The sequence below is a fragment of the Micromonospora sp. WMMD1155 genome, assembly GCF_029581275.1.
Taxonomy (GTDB): domain Bacteria; phylum Actinomycetota; class Actinomycetes; order Mycobacteriales; family Micromonosporaceae; genus Micromonospora.
In genome coordinates, this window is sequence record NZ_CP120742.1 from 3,229,153 (window position 1) to 3,243,206 (window position 14,054).

Annotated in this window: 11 protein-coding genes; 3 read left to right on the top strand and 8 right to left on the bottom strand. The window is 73.3% G+C overall.

The features are described from left to right. Window positions 1–16: 16 nt before the first annotated feature. Window positions 17–526: a GNAT family N-acetyltransferase gene (locus O7617_RS14710; RefSeq protein ID WP_282264188.1), complete on the top strand. Its 510-nt coding sequence runs from the start codon at window positions 17–19 to the stop codon at window positions 524–526. A 189-nt stretch (window positions 527–715) separates the two neighbouring features. Here O7617_RS14710 and O7617_RS14715 read toward each other — a convergent pair whose 3' ends face one another. The 8 genes from O7617_RS14715 to O7617_RS14750 all read right to left on the bottom strand — a co-directional run bounded on the left by O7617_RS14715 (window position 716) and on the right by O7617_RS14750 (window position 9,949). Continuing rightward, on the bottom strand, window positions 716–1,645 hold the full coding sequence (locus tag O7617_RS14715) for a superoxide dismutase (protein WP_282264189.1): 930 nt from the start codon (window positions 1,643–1,645) through the stop codon (window positions 716–718). A 93-nt stretch (window positions 1,646–1,738) separates the two neighbouring features. Continuing rightward, window positions 1,739–3,949, bottom strand: coding sequence for an AAA family ATPase (locus tag O7617_RS14720; protein WP_282264190.1), 2,211 nt, complete (start codon window positions 3,947–3,949; stop codon window positions 1,739–1,741). A gap of 36 nt (window positions 3,950–3,985) precedes the next feature. Continuing rightward, window positions 3,986–4,492: a hypothetical protein gene (locus O7617_RS14725; RefSeq protein WP_282264191.1), complete on the bottom strand. Its 507-nt coding sequence runs from the start codon at window positions 4,490–4,492 to the stop codon at window positions 3,986–3,988. Between the two features lie 39 nt (window positions 4,493–4,531). Next, complete coding sequence (locus tag O7617_RS14730; protein WP_282264192.1) at window positions 4,532–5,290, bottom strand: ATP/GTP-binding protein; 759 nt, start codon at window positions 5,288–5,290, stop codon at window positions 4,532–4,534. Next, a complete protein-coding gene (locus O7617_RS14735) occupies window positions 5,268–5,753 on the bottom strand; it encodes a DUF742 domain-containing protein (RefSeq protein WP_282264194.1) in 486 nt (161 codons plus the stop codon). Before O7617_RS14735 ends, O7617_RS14730 begins: the two co-directional genes overlap by 23 nt. Further along, a complete protein-coding gene (locus O7617_RS14740) occupies window positions 5,750–6,226 on the bottom strand; it encodes a roadblock/LC7 domain-containing protein (RefSeq protein ID WP_197699335.1) in 477 nt (158 codons plus the stop codon). The genes O7617_RS14735 and O7617_RS14740 overlap by 4 nt, the downstream gene beginning before the upstream one ends. After that, window positions 6,223–8,784, bottom strand: coding sequence for a nitrate- and nitrite sensing domain-containing protein (locus tag O7617_RS14745; RefSeq protein ID WP_282264198.1), 2,562 nt, complete (start codon window positions 8,782–8,784; stop codon window positions 6,223–6,225). Before O7617_RS14745 ends, O7617_RS14740 begins: the two co-directional genes overlap by 4 nt. Continuing rightward, on the bottom strand, window positions 8,771–9,949 hold the full coding sequence (locus tag O7617_RS14750) for a hypothetical protein (protein ID WP_282264200.1): 1,179 nt from the start codon (window positions 9,947–9,949) through the stop codon (window positions 8,771–8,773). The genes O7617_RS14745 and O7617_RS14750 overlap by 14 nt, the downstream gene beginning before the upstream one ends. A 373-nt stretch (window positions 9,950–10,322) precedes the next feature. On the opposite strand from O7617_RS14750, the gene O7617_RS14755 reads away from it, so the two are divergent. Together O7617_RS14755 and O7617_RS14760 are read left to right on the top strand one after the other, a co-directional pair. Further along, window positions 10,323–13,187, top strand: a complete 2,865-nt coding sequence (locus O7617_RS14755; protein WP_282264201.1) for an alpha/beta fold hydrolase — start codon at window positions 10,323–10,325, stop codon at window positions 13,185–13,187. Continuing rightward, complete coding sequence (locus O7617_RS14760; RefSeq protein ID WP_282264202.1) at window positions 13,187–14,050, top strand: ABC transporter permease subunit; 864 nt, start codon at window positions 13,187–13,189, stop codon at window positions 14,048–14,050. Before O7617_RS14755 ends, O7617_RS14760 begins: the two co-directional genes overlap by 1 nt. The last annotated feature ends 4 nt before the right edge of the window (window positions 14,051–14,054 follow it).

Here is a 14,054-nt window from a genome sequence, read left to right on the forward strand (position 1 = left end):
CGGCAGACTGCGGCACGTGGCGGGTGCGGTCCGGCTGGAGCCGGTGGACGAGCGAAACCTGGAGCCGTTGCTCTCCGTAGCGGCTGCCGAGGCGGAGCCCGGCGATGTCATGCCGCCGGTCGAGGCGCCCGCCGGCTGGTCGCTCGCCCGTCGTGAGGCGTTCCGGGAGTTCCACCGGGCGAGCTTCGGCGGGCTGGACGGCCCGACCCGCTCCCAGATGTACGCGATCCTCGCCGGTGGCGAGGTGGTGGGCATGGTGCGGATGACGCGCTGTGACGAGCCCGACACGGTGGAGACCGGGATGTGGCTCGGTCGCTCGGCGCGCGGGCAGGGGATCGGCGCGGCCGCCCTGCGGGAGTTGTTGAACGCCGCGGCGCGAGCGGGCATGCGAGTCGTCGTGGCGGAGACGACTCCGGACAACGTAGGCGCTGTCGCCGTCCTCGAAAAATGCGGCGCGAAATTGCACGAGCAGGCTGGGAAGGTGCGCGCCGAAATCAGTCTGGATTCGACGCCTCCCGCATTCTGACGCTCCTTCAGGCGCTTCCCCTTTTCTGTTGTTCTCCCTGGTGGAGGGCGCATGAGGTCCGTTCTGAGGCGTCCCGTCACGCCTTTCCGGATCGGCGTCGGCCCCTTTCGCCGAGAGGTTTGGAACCGGTTTCGGCGGAATGGTCGTCAGGTCGGCGGCGACCGGGCAGGCCGCCGCCGACCGTCACGCTCAGGCCGGTACGCGGACGATGTCGTAGTCGGTGCTCGGCGTGGACTCGACGTCGAAGCGGCCGTTGACCACGTACAACGCCGAGCCGAAGAGGTCACCGGTGGCCGGTGACCGGAGCTGCGGCCCGGTGATCTCCCGCTGCACCACCCCGGCGGTGTACCCGGAGTTCAGCCGCACCACCGCGATGACGTTGGACAGGTTGCGGATCACGTGCAGGGTGCGCCCCCGCAGTACCAGCCCGTCGGCCCGGTCCACCGAGTAGCCGCCGAGGTCGAAGAGGGCGCTGCCGCCGGTACGCGGGTCGACGCGGACCAGTCGCCCGGTCAGCATCTGCGCGACGAGCAGATCGCCGTTCGGCAGCGCCACGATCCCGTTGTTGAACGCGTCCGGCGTCGCGGCCGGACCGGTGAGCGGCAGCACCCGGAACGCGGTGTGGGCCGGCAGGCGACCGCCGGGGGCCAGCGGCACCACGTACAGCACCGGCCGGATCGAGTCGGTGAAGTAGACCGCCCGTTCGGTGATGACCAGGTCGTTGACCAGGGTGTTCGACCCGTCGTTGAACTGGTGGTGGGCCAGGCGGGCACCGGTGCGCGGGTCGTACACGCCGGCTCCGCCGGTGTAGAAGTCGGCGGTCCAGAGCCGACCCTGCCGGTCGAGTTCGAGGCCCGCCTTGGGCATACCCGGTGTGCCGGGGATCAGCACCGAGCCGCGTCCGGTGCGGAGGTCACCCCGCCACACCGCGCCGTCGAGGACCGAGCCCACGTAGACGGTCGTGCCGTGGCCGATCGTCAACCCCTCGGGCGTGAAGCCGTCGGGCAGGGCGATCCGGGCCGGGAACGGCTTCGGCGGGTGCGCCGCCGCCGCGCCGACCGTGGACAGGGTCGCCGCCGCCAGCAGCGGGACGACGAGGAGAGAGAAGAGTCTGTGCAAGGAGCACCGCCTGACGTCGGAGTGGACGACTCCACCGAGGACCATGACGTTCTACGGACGGCTGGGATGCGACGAAAGGTTGTGCCGGTCCACTCACTGTCGGTCAGCGGCGTACGCGGCCAGCCAGGCCACCTGGGCTGGGTCCAGCGACGGGCGTACCCGCGCCCGCGCGGTCGCCACGTGCTCGGCGGTGACCGTGGCGGCGGCGAGCGACTCACGCATGGCGGCCAGTGCCGCCTCCCGGATCAGCGCGGCGCAGTCGGCGGCGGAGAAGCCGGTCAGCTCGTCGCCGAGGGTCGACACGTCCACGTCCGGGGCCAGCGGCACGTGCCGGGACGCGGCCCGCAGGATCTCCGCGCGGGCGGGCCCGTCCGGCGGCGGCACGTAGACCGGCCGCTCCAACCGGCCCGGCCGCAGCAGCGCCGGGTCGACCAGGTCCGGCCGGTTCGTCGCGCCGACCACCACCACGTTGCGCAGCGTCTCCACCCCGTCCAGTTCGGTGAGCAGCGCGGCGACCACCCGGTCCGTGGTGCCGCCGTCGGTGGCCTGGCCGCGTACCGGGGCCAGCGCGTCCACCTCGTCCAGGAAGACCAGGGTGGGGGCCGCCTCCCGGGCCCGGCGGAACAACTCCCGGACCGCGCGCTCGCTCTCGCCGACCCACTTGGAGAGCAGTTCGGCGCCCTTCACCGACAGCACGTTCGCCCGCCCCGACCCGGCCAGGGCCGTGACCAGGTACGTCTTGCCGCACCCGGGCGGCCCGTAGAGCAGCACGCCACGCGGCGGCTGCACCCCGAGCCGGGCGAACGTGTCCGGGTACGTCAAGGGCCACAACACCGACTCGGTGAGAGTCTGCTTGACCTCGTCCAGACCACCCACGTCGTCGAGGGTCACCGAGGCGAGGTCCAGGGTGGATGCCGCCATCGTGGTCGGCCGGACCACCTCCAGGGCGGCGGCGAAGTCGGTCATCGACACCGTCGGCGTCTCGGCGGACTTCTGTCGCAGCGCGGCGCGTACCCCGGCCTCCCGGACCAGCGCGGCCAGGTCCGCGGCGACGAACCCGGGGGTACGCGCGGCCACCTCGTCCAGTCGGACGTCGTCGGCCAGTGGCACCTGCCGGGTGAGCACGGTGAGCTGTTCGCGGCGGAGCGCCTGGTCGGGGAGCGGGATGCTGATCCGTAGCGACAACAGGTCCGGGGCGCGCAGCGCACTGTCGACCGCCTCCGGTCGGCTGGTGGTGCAGACGACCGCGACGCCGGCCCGGATGCTCTCCGCGAGCACCTGCCGGAACACCGTCGCGACCGGGCCGGGCTCGTCCGCCGGTGCGAGCGCATCGACGTCGCTGACCAGCAGCACCGCCGGTCCGGCGGTGCGGGCCGCCGTCGTCGCGGCGCGCAGGCGGTCGGCGGCGGCCTGGTTGGCCAGCGCGGCCACCTCCGGTGCCCAGAGCGGGTGGACGCGGGCACCGACCCGGGCGGCGACGGCCCGGACCAGGGCCGACTTCCCGGAGCCCGCCGGGCCGACGAGCAGCACCCCCAACGAGATGGTGGTGCCCAGCCGGCCCAGCACCTCCCGGTGGTGGAAGCCGAGGTCGAGCAGTTCGGTCAGCTCCTCGGCCTGGGCCCGCAGCCCGGGCAGCTCGTCCACGTCCGGGGCGTCGTCCACCCCGACCGCGTCGGCCGCCCCGGGTGGCTGCGGCGGCGTGACGCCGACCGGGCCGGGCCCGTGGGTGGTCGCGCCGTGCTCCCAGGCGACCGCCGTGTTCATGGTGACCAGCGCGCCGGCGGCCGGCTCGACCGCGACCACCCTGAGCAGGGTGCTGGTCCAGGCGAAACCGACGGTGTTGGCGAGGCTGCGCCGAGCCGCCTCGACCAGGCCACGCACCGACGCGTCCGGCAGCACGTCTTGCGGCAACAGCGACACGTCGTCACCGGCGGTGAGCACCTTGCCCAGCAGGGCGAGCCGGAGCATCTCCGGGCCGACCGCCGCGACCACCCCCACCGGCCCGGCCAGGACGACCCGACCCGCCGGGGTCAGCGGTGCGGGGCTGACCCGCACCTGACCACCGTCGCGCAGGCCCAGGTTGCCCAGGACCAGGTCGTCGGCGTAGAGCAGGGCGCTGCTCGCGCCCGGGGCAGCAGCCGCCACGATCCCGGCCGTCTCCCGGCGACCGGCCAGCCGGACCGGGTCACCGGGGCGCAGGCCCAGGGCGGTCATCGCCTCCGGGTGCAGCCGTACGATGCCCCGTCGGGCGTCCAGCGCGGCCGGTCGTAGGCTCGCCGTCAAGGTCAGGTCGGGTTGCGCCACCGCCCGACCGTAGCTGTCGTCAGCCAGCTCCGCCGGTCAGCGCCGCGGATCCAACTCGTCCAACAGTGACGGGTCCCGGCGGATCAGCTCGGCCAACCGGGCCGCCGGGTCCGGGGTCAACCCGACCGGGCCGGGAGCCCAGGCGGGCACCGTCCGGCCGGACAGCGGCCAGGTCGGTGGGGGTTCCACCGGGGCCGTCGGGGGCACCGGGCCGACAGTGACGTCCGGCCCGTCCCAGGACACCCGCATCGGGTACGTCCGCCCGTCGTGTTCCACGTGCACGGTCACCGCCAGGCCCGGATGGGCGCCGACGACCTGGCGTACCGCCTCGGCCACCTCCTCGACCGGCCCCCACCCGGTGGTGTCGCCCGAGGGATCCGCCCCCGCGTGGCGGGGATCGTGCCGGCCGGATCGGGCGTTGCCGCGCCCGAGGACCGGCTGACCCGACGGCGGTGTGGTGTCGTCCTGGTCGTTGACCCGTCGGCGCTGCGCCTCCTCGCGCCGGGCCAGTCGGGCCAACGTCTCGTCGAGGTCACCCCTCACCACATCACTCCCTTCCCGCCACGGCCGGAGCCGGTCGGCTCAGGCCCTCCGGTCCCGCGTGGCCCGGTCCAGCGCCCGGTCCAGGACGACCAGCAGGGCGTCCCGCACCGAGAGCCGGTCCCGGGCGTCGAACTGCACCAGGGGCACCTGGTCGCCGATGGCCAGCGCCCAGCGGATCTCGCCGAGTTCCAGGGCCAACCGCCCGTCGAAGGCGTTGACCCCGACGACGAACGGCAGCCCGGCCCGCTCGAAGAAGTCGATCGCCGGGAAGCAGTCGTCCAGCCGGGAGCTGTCCACCACCACCAGCGCGCCGAGCGCCCCCCGGGAGAGGTCGTCCCACATGAAACCGAACCGGGACTGCCCCGGCGTGCCGAACAGGTAGAGCTTGAGACTGCGGTCGATGGTCACACAACCGAAATCCATCGCCACCGTGGTGGTCGTCTTGGTCAACCGGGCACCCGGGTCGTCCACCCCGATCCCGGCGCTGGTCATCTCCGCCTCGGTGGTCAGCGGTGCGATCTCGGAGATCGCGCCCACTGTGGTGGTCTTGCCCACCCCGAAGCCCCCGGCGACAAGGATCTTGACCGGGATCGGCGGTGCGGCCGGCTTGCCGACCGACGGGGTCGGCGGCGCGGCGGACGAGGGCTGGTACGGCGGCGGTGGCGCGGTCGGCGGCGGACCGGCCCGCCCGACTATCGGCCCGGTACCCGGCGACGTGCCGTAACGGGCGGCTGCGCTGTTCGCGGAGGCCCCGCCGAGCGGGGCGACCGGCCATTCAGGAGATCGCACGGAGTCCATCAATCACTCGCAGGATGAGGTTGGGGTCGAGGGCGTCGTCGGTGTCCGTGACGTGTACGTCCAGGTGCCCGGCCGCCCGCAGGTCACCGACCAGGACCCGCGTCACACCGAAGTGCAGCCGGGTCCGGGCCGAGATCTCGGCCACCGAGATCGGCTCGGCGCACAGCGCGATGATCGCCTGCAGCTCCGGTGTCGTCACGGCGTCCGGCGCACCGGCCCACCAGCCGCTGTCCGTACGGACCGTCACCTGGGTCTCCAGCCCGATCGCCGGGTCGGCACCCGCCACCCGCCCGGAGGTGAGCACGAACGGACGCGGACCTGCCGGCCCACTCTCGCCCACCTCCGGCTCGGGCAGCGCCGGTGTCGCCGCGCCGTCCACAGCGGAGGGCGGCGTGCGCAGGTACGGGCGGATCCGGACCCGCGGGTCGGGGTCCGCATCCTCGCCGGCGACCTCGGGGGTCACTGCTGGACGGCGTTCTTCAACTCGACGATCAACCGCGGGGTCAGGGCACCGCCGGCCCGCCCGGCGAAGAGCGTCATCTCGTACGCGACGGTGCCCAGGTTCGCCGACCGGTCGGCGACCACCCCGAGCACGGAACCGCTGCTGATCGCGCTGATCAGCAGGTAGCCGTCGGCCATGTCGACGATCACCCGGTTCAGGCCGCCGAGCGCGTACCAGCTGGCTGCCCCACCGGCCAGGCTGGTCATCCCGGACACGACAGCCGCCAGGCGTTCCGCGTTGGACCGGTCCTTGATCGCCGACATGGCCATCAGCAGGCCGTCCGAGGAGACCGCGATCGCCTCCAGGACCCCGGCGGTGCTGGAGGTGAAGGAATCAAGCAGCCAGTTGAACGTACGGGCCTCCGGGCTGAGGTCCCCACTGGCGGCGGGCTGGCTCTGGTGCTCGACGTTGTCGTGCAGGAAGGGGCTGGTCACCGTGATGATCCTTCTTCGTTCCGGTGGTCTGGGCTGACTTCGCGCAGAGCGCGGGCAACGCCCGCCTCGAACTCGCTGATGAGGTTCCGGACCTCGGCCGGGTCACCGAGGTGTGTACTGGGTGGCTGGCAGGCCGGGACGGCGGTGAGGTTCGCCCCCGGCACCCGTCGGCTCAGCCGGGGACGGCCGGGCGTGCCGTCCGACGGGCCACCGTTGCTCACCGTGGGGCCCGCGCCTCCCGGTGTGCTCGGCAGATCGACCGTCTCGCCCGGGTCGACCACGTTCGACCGGACACCGGTCGCCTCGGCTCGCCGTACACCGGCCTGGAACGCCTCGACCAACGCGCGGGCCGCGGCGGGGTCCGCCCCGGTGGCGTCCACCGGCCGGGTCGGTGCGGTGGACGTCCCGAGGCTGGCCCCGGGCACCCGCTGCCGAACCCGCCCGGTCGGGGTCGCCGACGGTTCCGGTGCCGGAGGTGCGGGGGGTGCGGCCTGCTCGGGCCGGCTGTGGCCGAACGCGTTCCAGGACGGGCCGGCCTCCAGGCTGCGGGTGGCTCGGGTGAGCAGATCCGAGTCGAATCGAGCCGGCGCGGCGATGGCCGCCGTGCGGGACCGGGCGTCCTGCTCGGTCTCCGCCGCCGACGCCGTACGCCGGTCCCGTTCCGGCACGGTGGCCCTGGCCACGGCAGCTCCGGCCCGGTCGGCGCGGCGCAGCACCAGCGACGTCGACGGGATCTCCAGGTGTGCGGTCACCCCGCCGCCGGTGGTGGCGGCCAGACCCACCTCCCAGCCGTGCCGCCGAGCCAGCCGACCCACCACGAAGAGACCGAGCACCTCGGTGGGGGCCAGGTCGAGCCGTTCCCGGCGGGTGAGCCGGGCGTTCTCCTCGGCCAGTCGTTGTTCGCTCATGCCGATGCCGTGGTCCACCACGGTGATCCGCGCGCCGAGCCCGGCCGTCTCGGCGGCCACCAGCACCCGGGTGTGCGGCGGTGAGAAGACCGTGGCGTTCTCCATCAGCTCGGCCAACGCCAGGATGAGATCGCCGACCACCGCCGGCGCGGCCGAGATGCCGGCCGGCACCCGTACCTCGACCCGCGTGTAGTCCTCGATCTCGCCGAGCGCCAACCGGACCAGGTCGGCGAGCGGCACCGGCGCGGTGTGCGCGTCGGCCCCGGCCGCGCCGGACAGCACCACCAGGCTGCCCGCGTTGCGGCGCAGCCGGCTGGAGATGTGGTCGAGGCGGTACAGGTGCTCCAGCCGACCCGGGTCGGCCTCCTGCTGCTCCAGCTGGTCGATCAGCGCGATCTGCCGACCCACCAGGTTCTGGGTGCGCCGCCCGACGTGACCGAACATCTGCGCCACGTTGCGCCGTCCGGCGACCTGCCGCTCGACCAGCCGGGCCGCGGTGTTCTGCACCCGGTCGAAGGCGCGGGCCAGGTCGCCGATCTCGTCGTTGGCCCGGATGTCCACCGGTTCCAACCGGACCGGTTGTGGGCTCTCCGTCTCGTCGTCGGTGACCCGGACCAGCTCGGCCTCGGCAACCCGGGCGACCCGGTCGGCGGAGCTGGTGAGGCGGGTCAACGGTCGCGCCACCGTCCGCGCGACAGCCACACTGAGCAGCACCACCAACGTCAGGATCAACACCGCGGCGGCACCGACCAGGTACGCGGCGGTCAGTGCCCGCCGCTGCTCGGCCGTCACCTCGGCGAGGACGTCGGCGACCAGCTTCTTCTCGACGAACTGGCCGAGCCGGATCATCGTGCGGACGGCCGGGAAGAGCGCCTCCATCGGCACGTCACGGACCGCGCCGGCCGGATCCCGGGCGCTGGTCACCAGGAAGTCGGGGCTGGTACGCGCGGCCACGGCCGCCTCGTTGAGCTGGGACACCGTGAGTTGCTCGGGCGTGATCAGGCTGCGGAAGCGGGCGTTGTCGACCATGAGCGCGGCGATGCAGGCCACGTACCCGGCGGTGGTATCCGGGTTGCCGAACGCCTTGACCAGCAGGCTCAGGGTGGCGCAGGCGCCCAGGCCCTCGTCGGCGCGGAGCAACCCGTCGAGGGCGAGCACCTGCCGACCCGGCAACGTGTTGGTGTCCACGCTGAACGGCAGCCGCAACGACTCGATGATTCCCTTGTTGACCGGGCCGAAGGTGTCCATCACCTGACCCGGGTTTGCCGTCCGGGCCAGCACGGCCGTCCGCAGGTCGACGAGGCCGGACACGCGGTCGAGGGCCCGGTCGACCTGGTCGGTCAACGCGTCGCTCTGAGCGGCCCGCAGGTCGGCCACCCGGTCGTCCACGTCGGCGGACTTGCGGACCAGCTCACTTCGCTCCACCCGGCCGAGCAGGTAACCGACCGAGAGGATGCGTTCCTGCTGGAGGTCCTGGACCAGGCTGCCGACCCGGCTGGCGAGTCGTACCCGCTCGGCGGTGTCACCGGCCCGCTGGGCCGCGGCCACCCGGTCGAGCATGACCGGCACGGCGAGTCCGACCATGCTGAGCAGCGGGATCACCACGAGCAGGGCGAGCTTGCCGCGGATGCGGAGCCTACCGAGCAGCATCGAACGCCCCCCACTGCGCGGTCTCCGGTTCCCGGACGGCGCCTGCGGGTTGCAGCCCGCGCGGCTCGCCGACCGGCGGTTGCCACGGATCGGCGCGTACCGCGCTGTCCGGGCTGTCGGTGTGGCTCGCGGCCCGGGCGGCCCGGCGTCGGGCCCGGGCGGCGGCGTTGACCAGCAGTGCGGCGAGCCAGCCCAGCATCAGCACGGCCACGACCCCCGCCCCGGTGATCAACCAGCGATCCCGGTCCAGTTCGTCGATGCGCTCGACCAACAGGGCGTCGAGTTCGGCGAGGATGACCGGCTGGAGTTGCCGCGCCGCGCGGTGCGTGTTGAGCCCGGCCGCGGCCAACTGGGCCTGGTCCACGACACCGGTGTCCTTCGCCGGGATCGAGTACGCGGCCAGCGCCTCCACCGAGCGTTGGTAGGTGTCGAGCGGGGTCAGCACGTTGGCGCCGAGGTCGGTGCTCTCCGAGCCGTCCACCGCGGCGCGGAGGTTGTCGACGAGGTCGCCGGCGGGGGCCAGCGCGGCCACCCGCAGGCCGCTCAGCTCCATCAGGCCACGCGGTTGCTCGGCGGCGGGGCGGCGGGCGACCAGTGCACCCAGGTCGGCGAGCCGACCGGCGGCCACCACCGCCTCGGGCAGCTCCTGGCCGGCGCTGTCCTGAAGGAAGAAGGAGTCGGCGACGGGGTCGCGGACCAGCCCGGAACTCTCCCGGACCTTGCGGTGCAGGGCCAGCAGAAGGTCGGAGACCTCGCCGTACGCCGTGTAGGCGGCCTCCGGGTCGGCGGTGCCGCGTCCACGCAGCGCCTCCAGCTTGGCCCGTACGCCGGCCCAGCGCTCCTGGCTGAGCAGTTCGACGCCGATGCGGGCGTCCACCGCGGCGGCCTCCTCGACCGCCCGGTCCAACGCCTCCCGCGCGACCGGGCGACCGTTGACCGCTGCGGACTCGGCCTCCACCAGGGCGTCGGTGACTCCGGCCAGAGCGGCGAGGTACTGCACGCCGAGCCGTTCGCGGGCGGCCAGGGTACGGTCGTCGCTGGTCTGCCGCCAGGCGGAGGTGACCAGCAGACCCACCGGCGCGAGTAGTGCCCCGATGAGCAGCAGCGGCAGCAGACGGCCCATGGTGGACGGCCGTCGGCGGGCCCGCGGCGCGGGGACTGTCATGTGTTGTCTCCTCCGGCGTGGGCGCGGATTGGCGCGGTCGCGGGTAGCCGAACAGTCCCGTGCACCGGACCGGAAAACTAATCGACCCCCCCACTCGTCCGACCTCGGTCGGCGAGTCAGGTTCGCGTCACTTCGAGCGATGTCACCATTTGTCCGCGTCCCGGGCACGCTCCGTCGCGTCGATGGGTGTGACATGGAGGGATCGAGATGGATATCCGCGAAAAGATCGGAATTCACGGAATCCGAAGTCAACTCACTGGGTCGCGTCGGACGATGCGCGCTCGCACCGCCGGTCGCCACCGATCGGGGCAACCGGACGGACGTACGGCGGATCTCAGCCAACGCTCAGGCTGTGGGCCGTACCGTGTGCCGCATGACATCGCCGTCGCCGGCCGCGTGGTTCCGGCGTGCCCTGCCCACCCGCCGTCGCGCGATCGCCGCGGCGGCGGTCGTCGTGCTCCTGGCCGCCGCCGTGACCTGGGCGGTGTGGCCGCAGGGACCGGACGTACGCACCGAGAACGCGATGCTCACCGTCCGCTCCGGACCGGCCGGTGACCAGCCGGTCGACCTGGACACGACCTTCTACCTGCCGGACGACGCGTCGTCCGGGCGGAAGGTGCCGGCGGTGCTGTTGGCACACGGGTTCGGCGGCACGAAGGAGTCGGTCCGCTTCGACGCGGAGGAGTTCGCCGGGCGCGGCTACGCGGTGCTCACCTGGACCGCGCGGGGCTTCGGCCGCAGCGGTGGTCAGATCCATCTGGACAACCCGGACTACGAGGTGCGCGACGCCCAGCGGCTGCTGGACTGGTTGGCGGCCCGGCCGGAGGTACGCACCAACGCCGCCGGTGACCCCCAGGTCGGTGTGGTCGGCGGCTCGTACGGCGGTGGGTTGGCCCTGCTCCTGGCCGCCCAGGACAGCCGGGTCGACGCGATCGTCCCGATGATCACGTGGAACGACCTGTCGAGGGCCTTCCTGCCGGAGAGCACCGGCGGAGCGCCGACCGAGGGCGTGTTCAAGAAGGGCTGGGCCGGTCTCTTCTTCGGTGGTGGGGGCAGCGTGGGCTCCGGGCCGGCCGGGCTCTCCGGTGCGACCGCCGCCGCTCCGCAGGGCGCACCCGCGTCGGCCGGACCGCCCAGCCCCGAGCCCGGCGCGGGCCCGGGCAACGGGCCCGCCGGCGCCCCGACCGGTGCCGCCGACCCGTCCTGCGGTCGCTTCGCCGCCGACGTGTGCGCCGCGTACCTGCGGATCGCCACCACCGGTCGAGCCGACCAGGCCGCCGTGGACCTGCTGCGCCGATCCAGCCCGGCCGGCGTACTGGACCGGATCAAGGCGCCCACCCTGCTGGTGCAGGGCGAGGCGGACACGCTCTTCCCGCTCGGCGAGGCGGACGCTAACGCACGCGGCATCGCCGCCAACGGCACCCCGGTGCGCGTCGCCTGGTTCACCGGCGGACACGACGGTGGCACTGGACCCCGCTCTGACGAGGACCGGGTGAAGTTCCTGACGGTCCAGTGGCTCGACCACTACGTCAAGGGCGAGGGCGACGCGCCCGGCGACGACTTCACCTGGTCCCGGATCGCCGGGTTCGACGCGCTCGACCGAGGGCTCGTCGCCACCGCCTTCCGTCGCGCCGACTACCCCGGCCTGGCCGGCGACGAACGCCGGGAGATCCAGGTCGCCGGTCCGGCCCAGCCGGTCGCGAACCCGCCCGACGGCAACCCGGCCGCCATCTCCTCGATCCCGTTCGCCGGTGGTCTCGCCTCGCTGCTGGACGGCGTGGCCGGAGACGTGCCGGGTCAGCACGCCCGGTTCGAGTCGGCACCGCTGACCGAGGCGGTCGACGTGGCCGGGGCACCCACCGTCACCGTGCGGGCCGCGTCGCCGACCGGCGAGGCGGTGCTCTTCGTCAAGCTCTACGACGTCGACCCGGACGGCGCGGCCACCCTGCCCAACGGGTTGGTCGCCCCGATCCGGCTCACCGGCCTGCCGCAGCGGGTGCAGGACGCCCGGCCGGTCACCGTGACGCTGCCCGCGATCGTCCGACGGGTGGAGGCGGGCCACCGGCTGCGCCTCGTGGTGGCCACCTCCGACCAGGCGTACACCACCCCCGCGCAACCGACCGTCTACACGGTGGCGGCGGACGGCGCGGTCACCGTGCCCACGGTCAGCGGCGAGCCGATCCCGACCGCCGCGACCCTCTGGCGCTGGGTGCTCGCCGGCCTGCTCGTCGCCGTCGCGGTCGGGCTCGTCGTGGTCGTCGCCGTGGTCCGCCGCCGACACCGCCGCCAGGACCGCTCCGTGCATCCGGAGTACGCGGACACGCCGCTGGCCGTGCGCTCACTACGCAAGGAGTACGCGGACGGCTTCGTCGCCGTGTCGAACGTGGACTTCGAGGTGCACCCGGGTCAGGTGGTGGGTCTGCTCGGGCCCAACGGCGCCGGTAAGACCACCACCCTGCGGGTGCTGATGGGGCTGACCCAGCCGACCGCCGGGGAGATCTACGTCTTCGGTCGCCGGTTGGTGCCCGGATCGCCGGTGCTGTCGAGGATCGGCGCGCTGGTGGAGGGGCCCGGGTTCCTGCCGCACCTCTCCGGCCTGGAGAACCTCAAGGCGTACTGGCGAGCCACCGGGCGGCCGTGGGACGACGCGCAGTTCGACGCGGCGCTGGAGATCGCCGGCCTGGGTGACTCGGTGCACCGGAGGATCAAGAACTACAGCCACGGCATGCGGCAGCGCCTGGCCATCGCCCAGGCCATGCTCGGCCTCCCCGAGCTGCTGGTGCTGGACGAACCCACCGACGGGCTCGACCCACCGCAGATCGCCGAGATGCGCCGGGTGCTCCAGCGCTATGCCACCGACGGGCGGGCGGTGCTGGTCTCCAGTCACCTGCTGGCCGAGGTGGAGCAGACCTGCACCCACGCGGTGGTGGTGAACAAGGGGCGGATCGTGGCGTCCGGGCCGGTGGAGGAGATCGTGGGCGAGTCGCCGAGCGTGCTGTTCGACGTCACCGACCCGGAGGCGGCACGGGCGGTGCTGGACCGGTTGCACGGCGTCCGGGTGCTCCCGGAGAGCGACGGGCAGTTGGTCGTCGACACCAACGGCACGGCCCGCAGCGAGGTGGTGGCCGAGCTGGTGCGCGCCGGCATCGGGGTGGACCGGGTGGTGCCCCGGCGCCGCCTGGAGGACGCGTTCCTCGCCCTGGTGGGCGAGAACTCTCGGGGAAGCGGTGACCGGTGATGGTGGTGTCCGAAGCGGGCGAGGCCCGCGGTTACCGGCCGTCGGCCACCCTGCCCTTCGCGGCGGAGTTCCGGCGGCAGGCGTCCCGGCGGCGGACCCAGTTGGCGCTCGGCTTCATGGTGCTGCTGCCGCTGATCATCCTGATCGCGTTCCAGTTCGACTCGGGCGACGACGACAACGGCCGCAACGAGTTCTCCAGCCTGGTCGAGTTGGCCACCTCCGGCGGCCTCAACTTCACCCTGTTCTCCATCTTCGTGTCGGCGTCGTTCCTGCTGGTGGTCGTCGTCGCGCTCTTCTGCGGGGACACGGTGGCCAGCGAGGCGAGCTGGGGCAGCCTGCGCTACCTGTTGGCGATCCCGGTGCCCCGGGCTCGGTTGCTGGCGGTGAAGCTGGTGGTCGCGCTCGCGTACTCGGGGCTGGCCCTGCTGTTGTTGGCCGGCACCGCGTTGTTGGTCGGGACCCTGCGGTACGGCTGGTCGCCGCTGCGCAGCACCGTCGCCGCCGAGCTGGAACCCACCGAGGGGCTGCTCCGGTTGCTGGCGGTGCTCGGCTACCTGGCCGTCGTACTCCTGGTGGTGGCCGGGCTGGCGTTCCTGCTGTCGGTGACCACGGACGCCGCGTTGGGCGCGGTGGGTGGCGCGGTACTGCTCTGGATCCTGTCCAGCATCCTGGACCAGATCACCGCCCTGGGCGCGGTACGCGACTTCCTGCCCACCCACTTCAGCACCGCCTGGCTGGGGCTGCTGTCGACCCCGGTGCAAACTGACGACGTGGTACGAGGCTGCGTCTCGGCGATCAGCTATGCGACGCTGTTCTGGGGGCTGGCGTTCTGGCGTTTCACCCGCAAGGACATCACGTCGTAGCCGG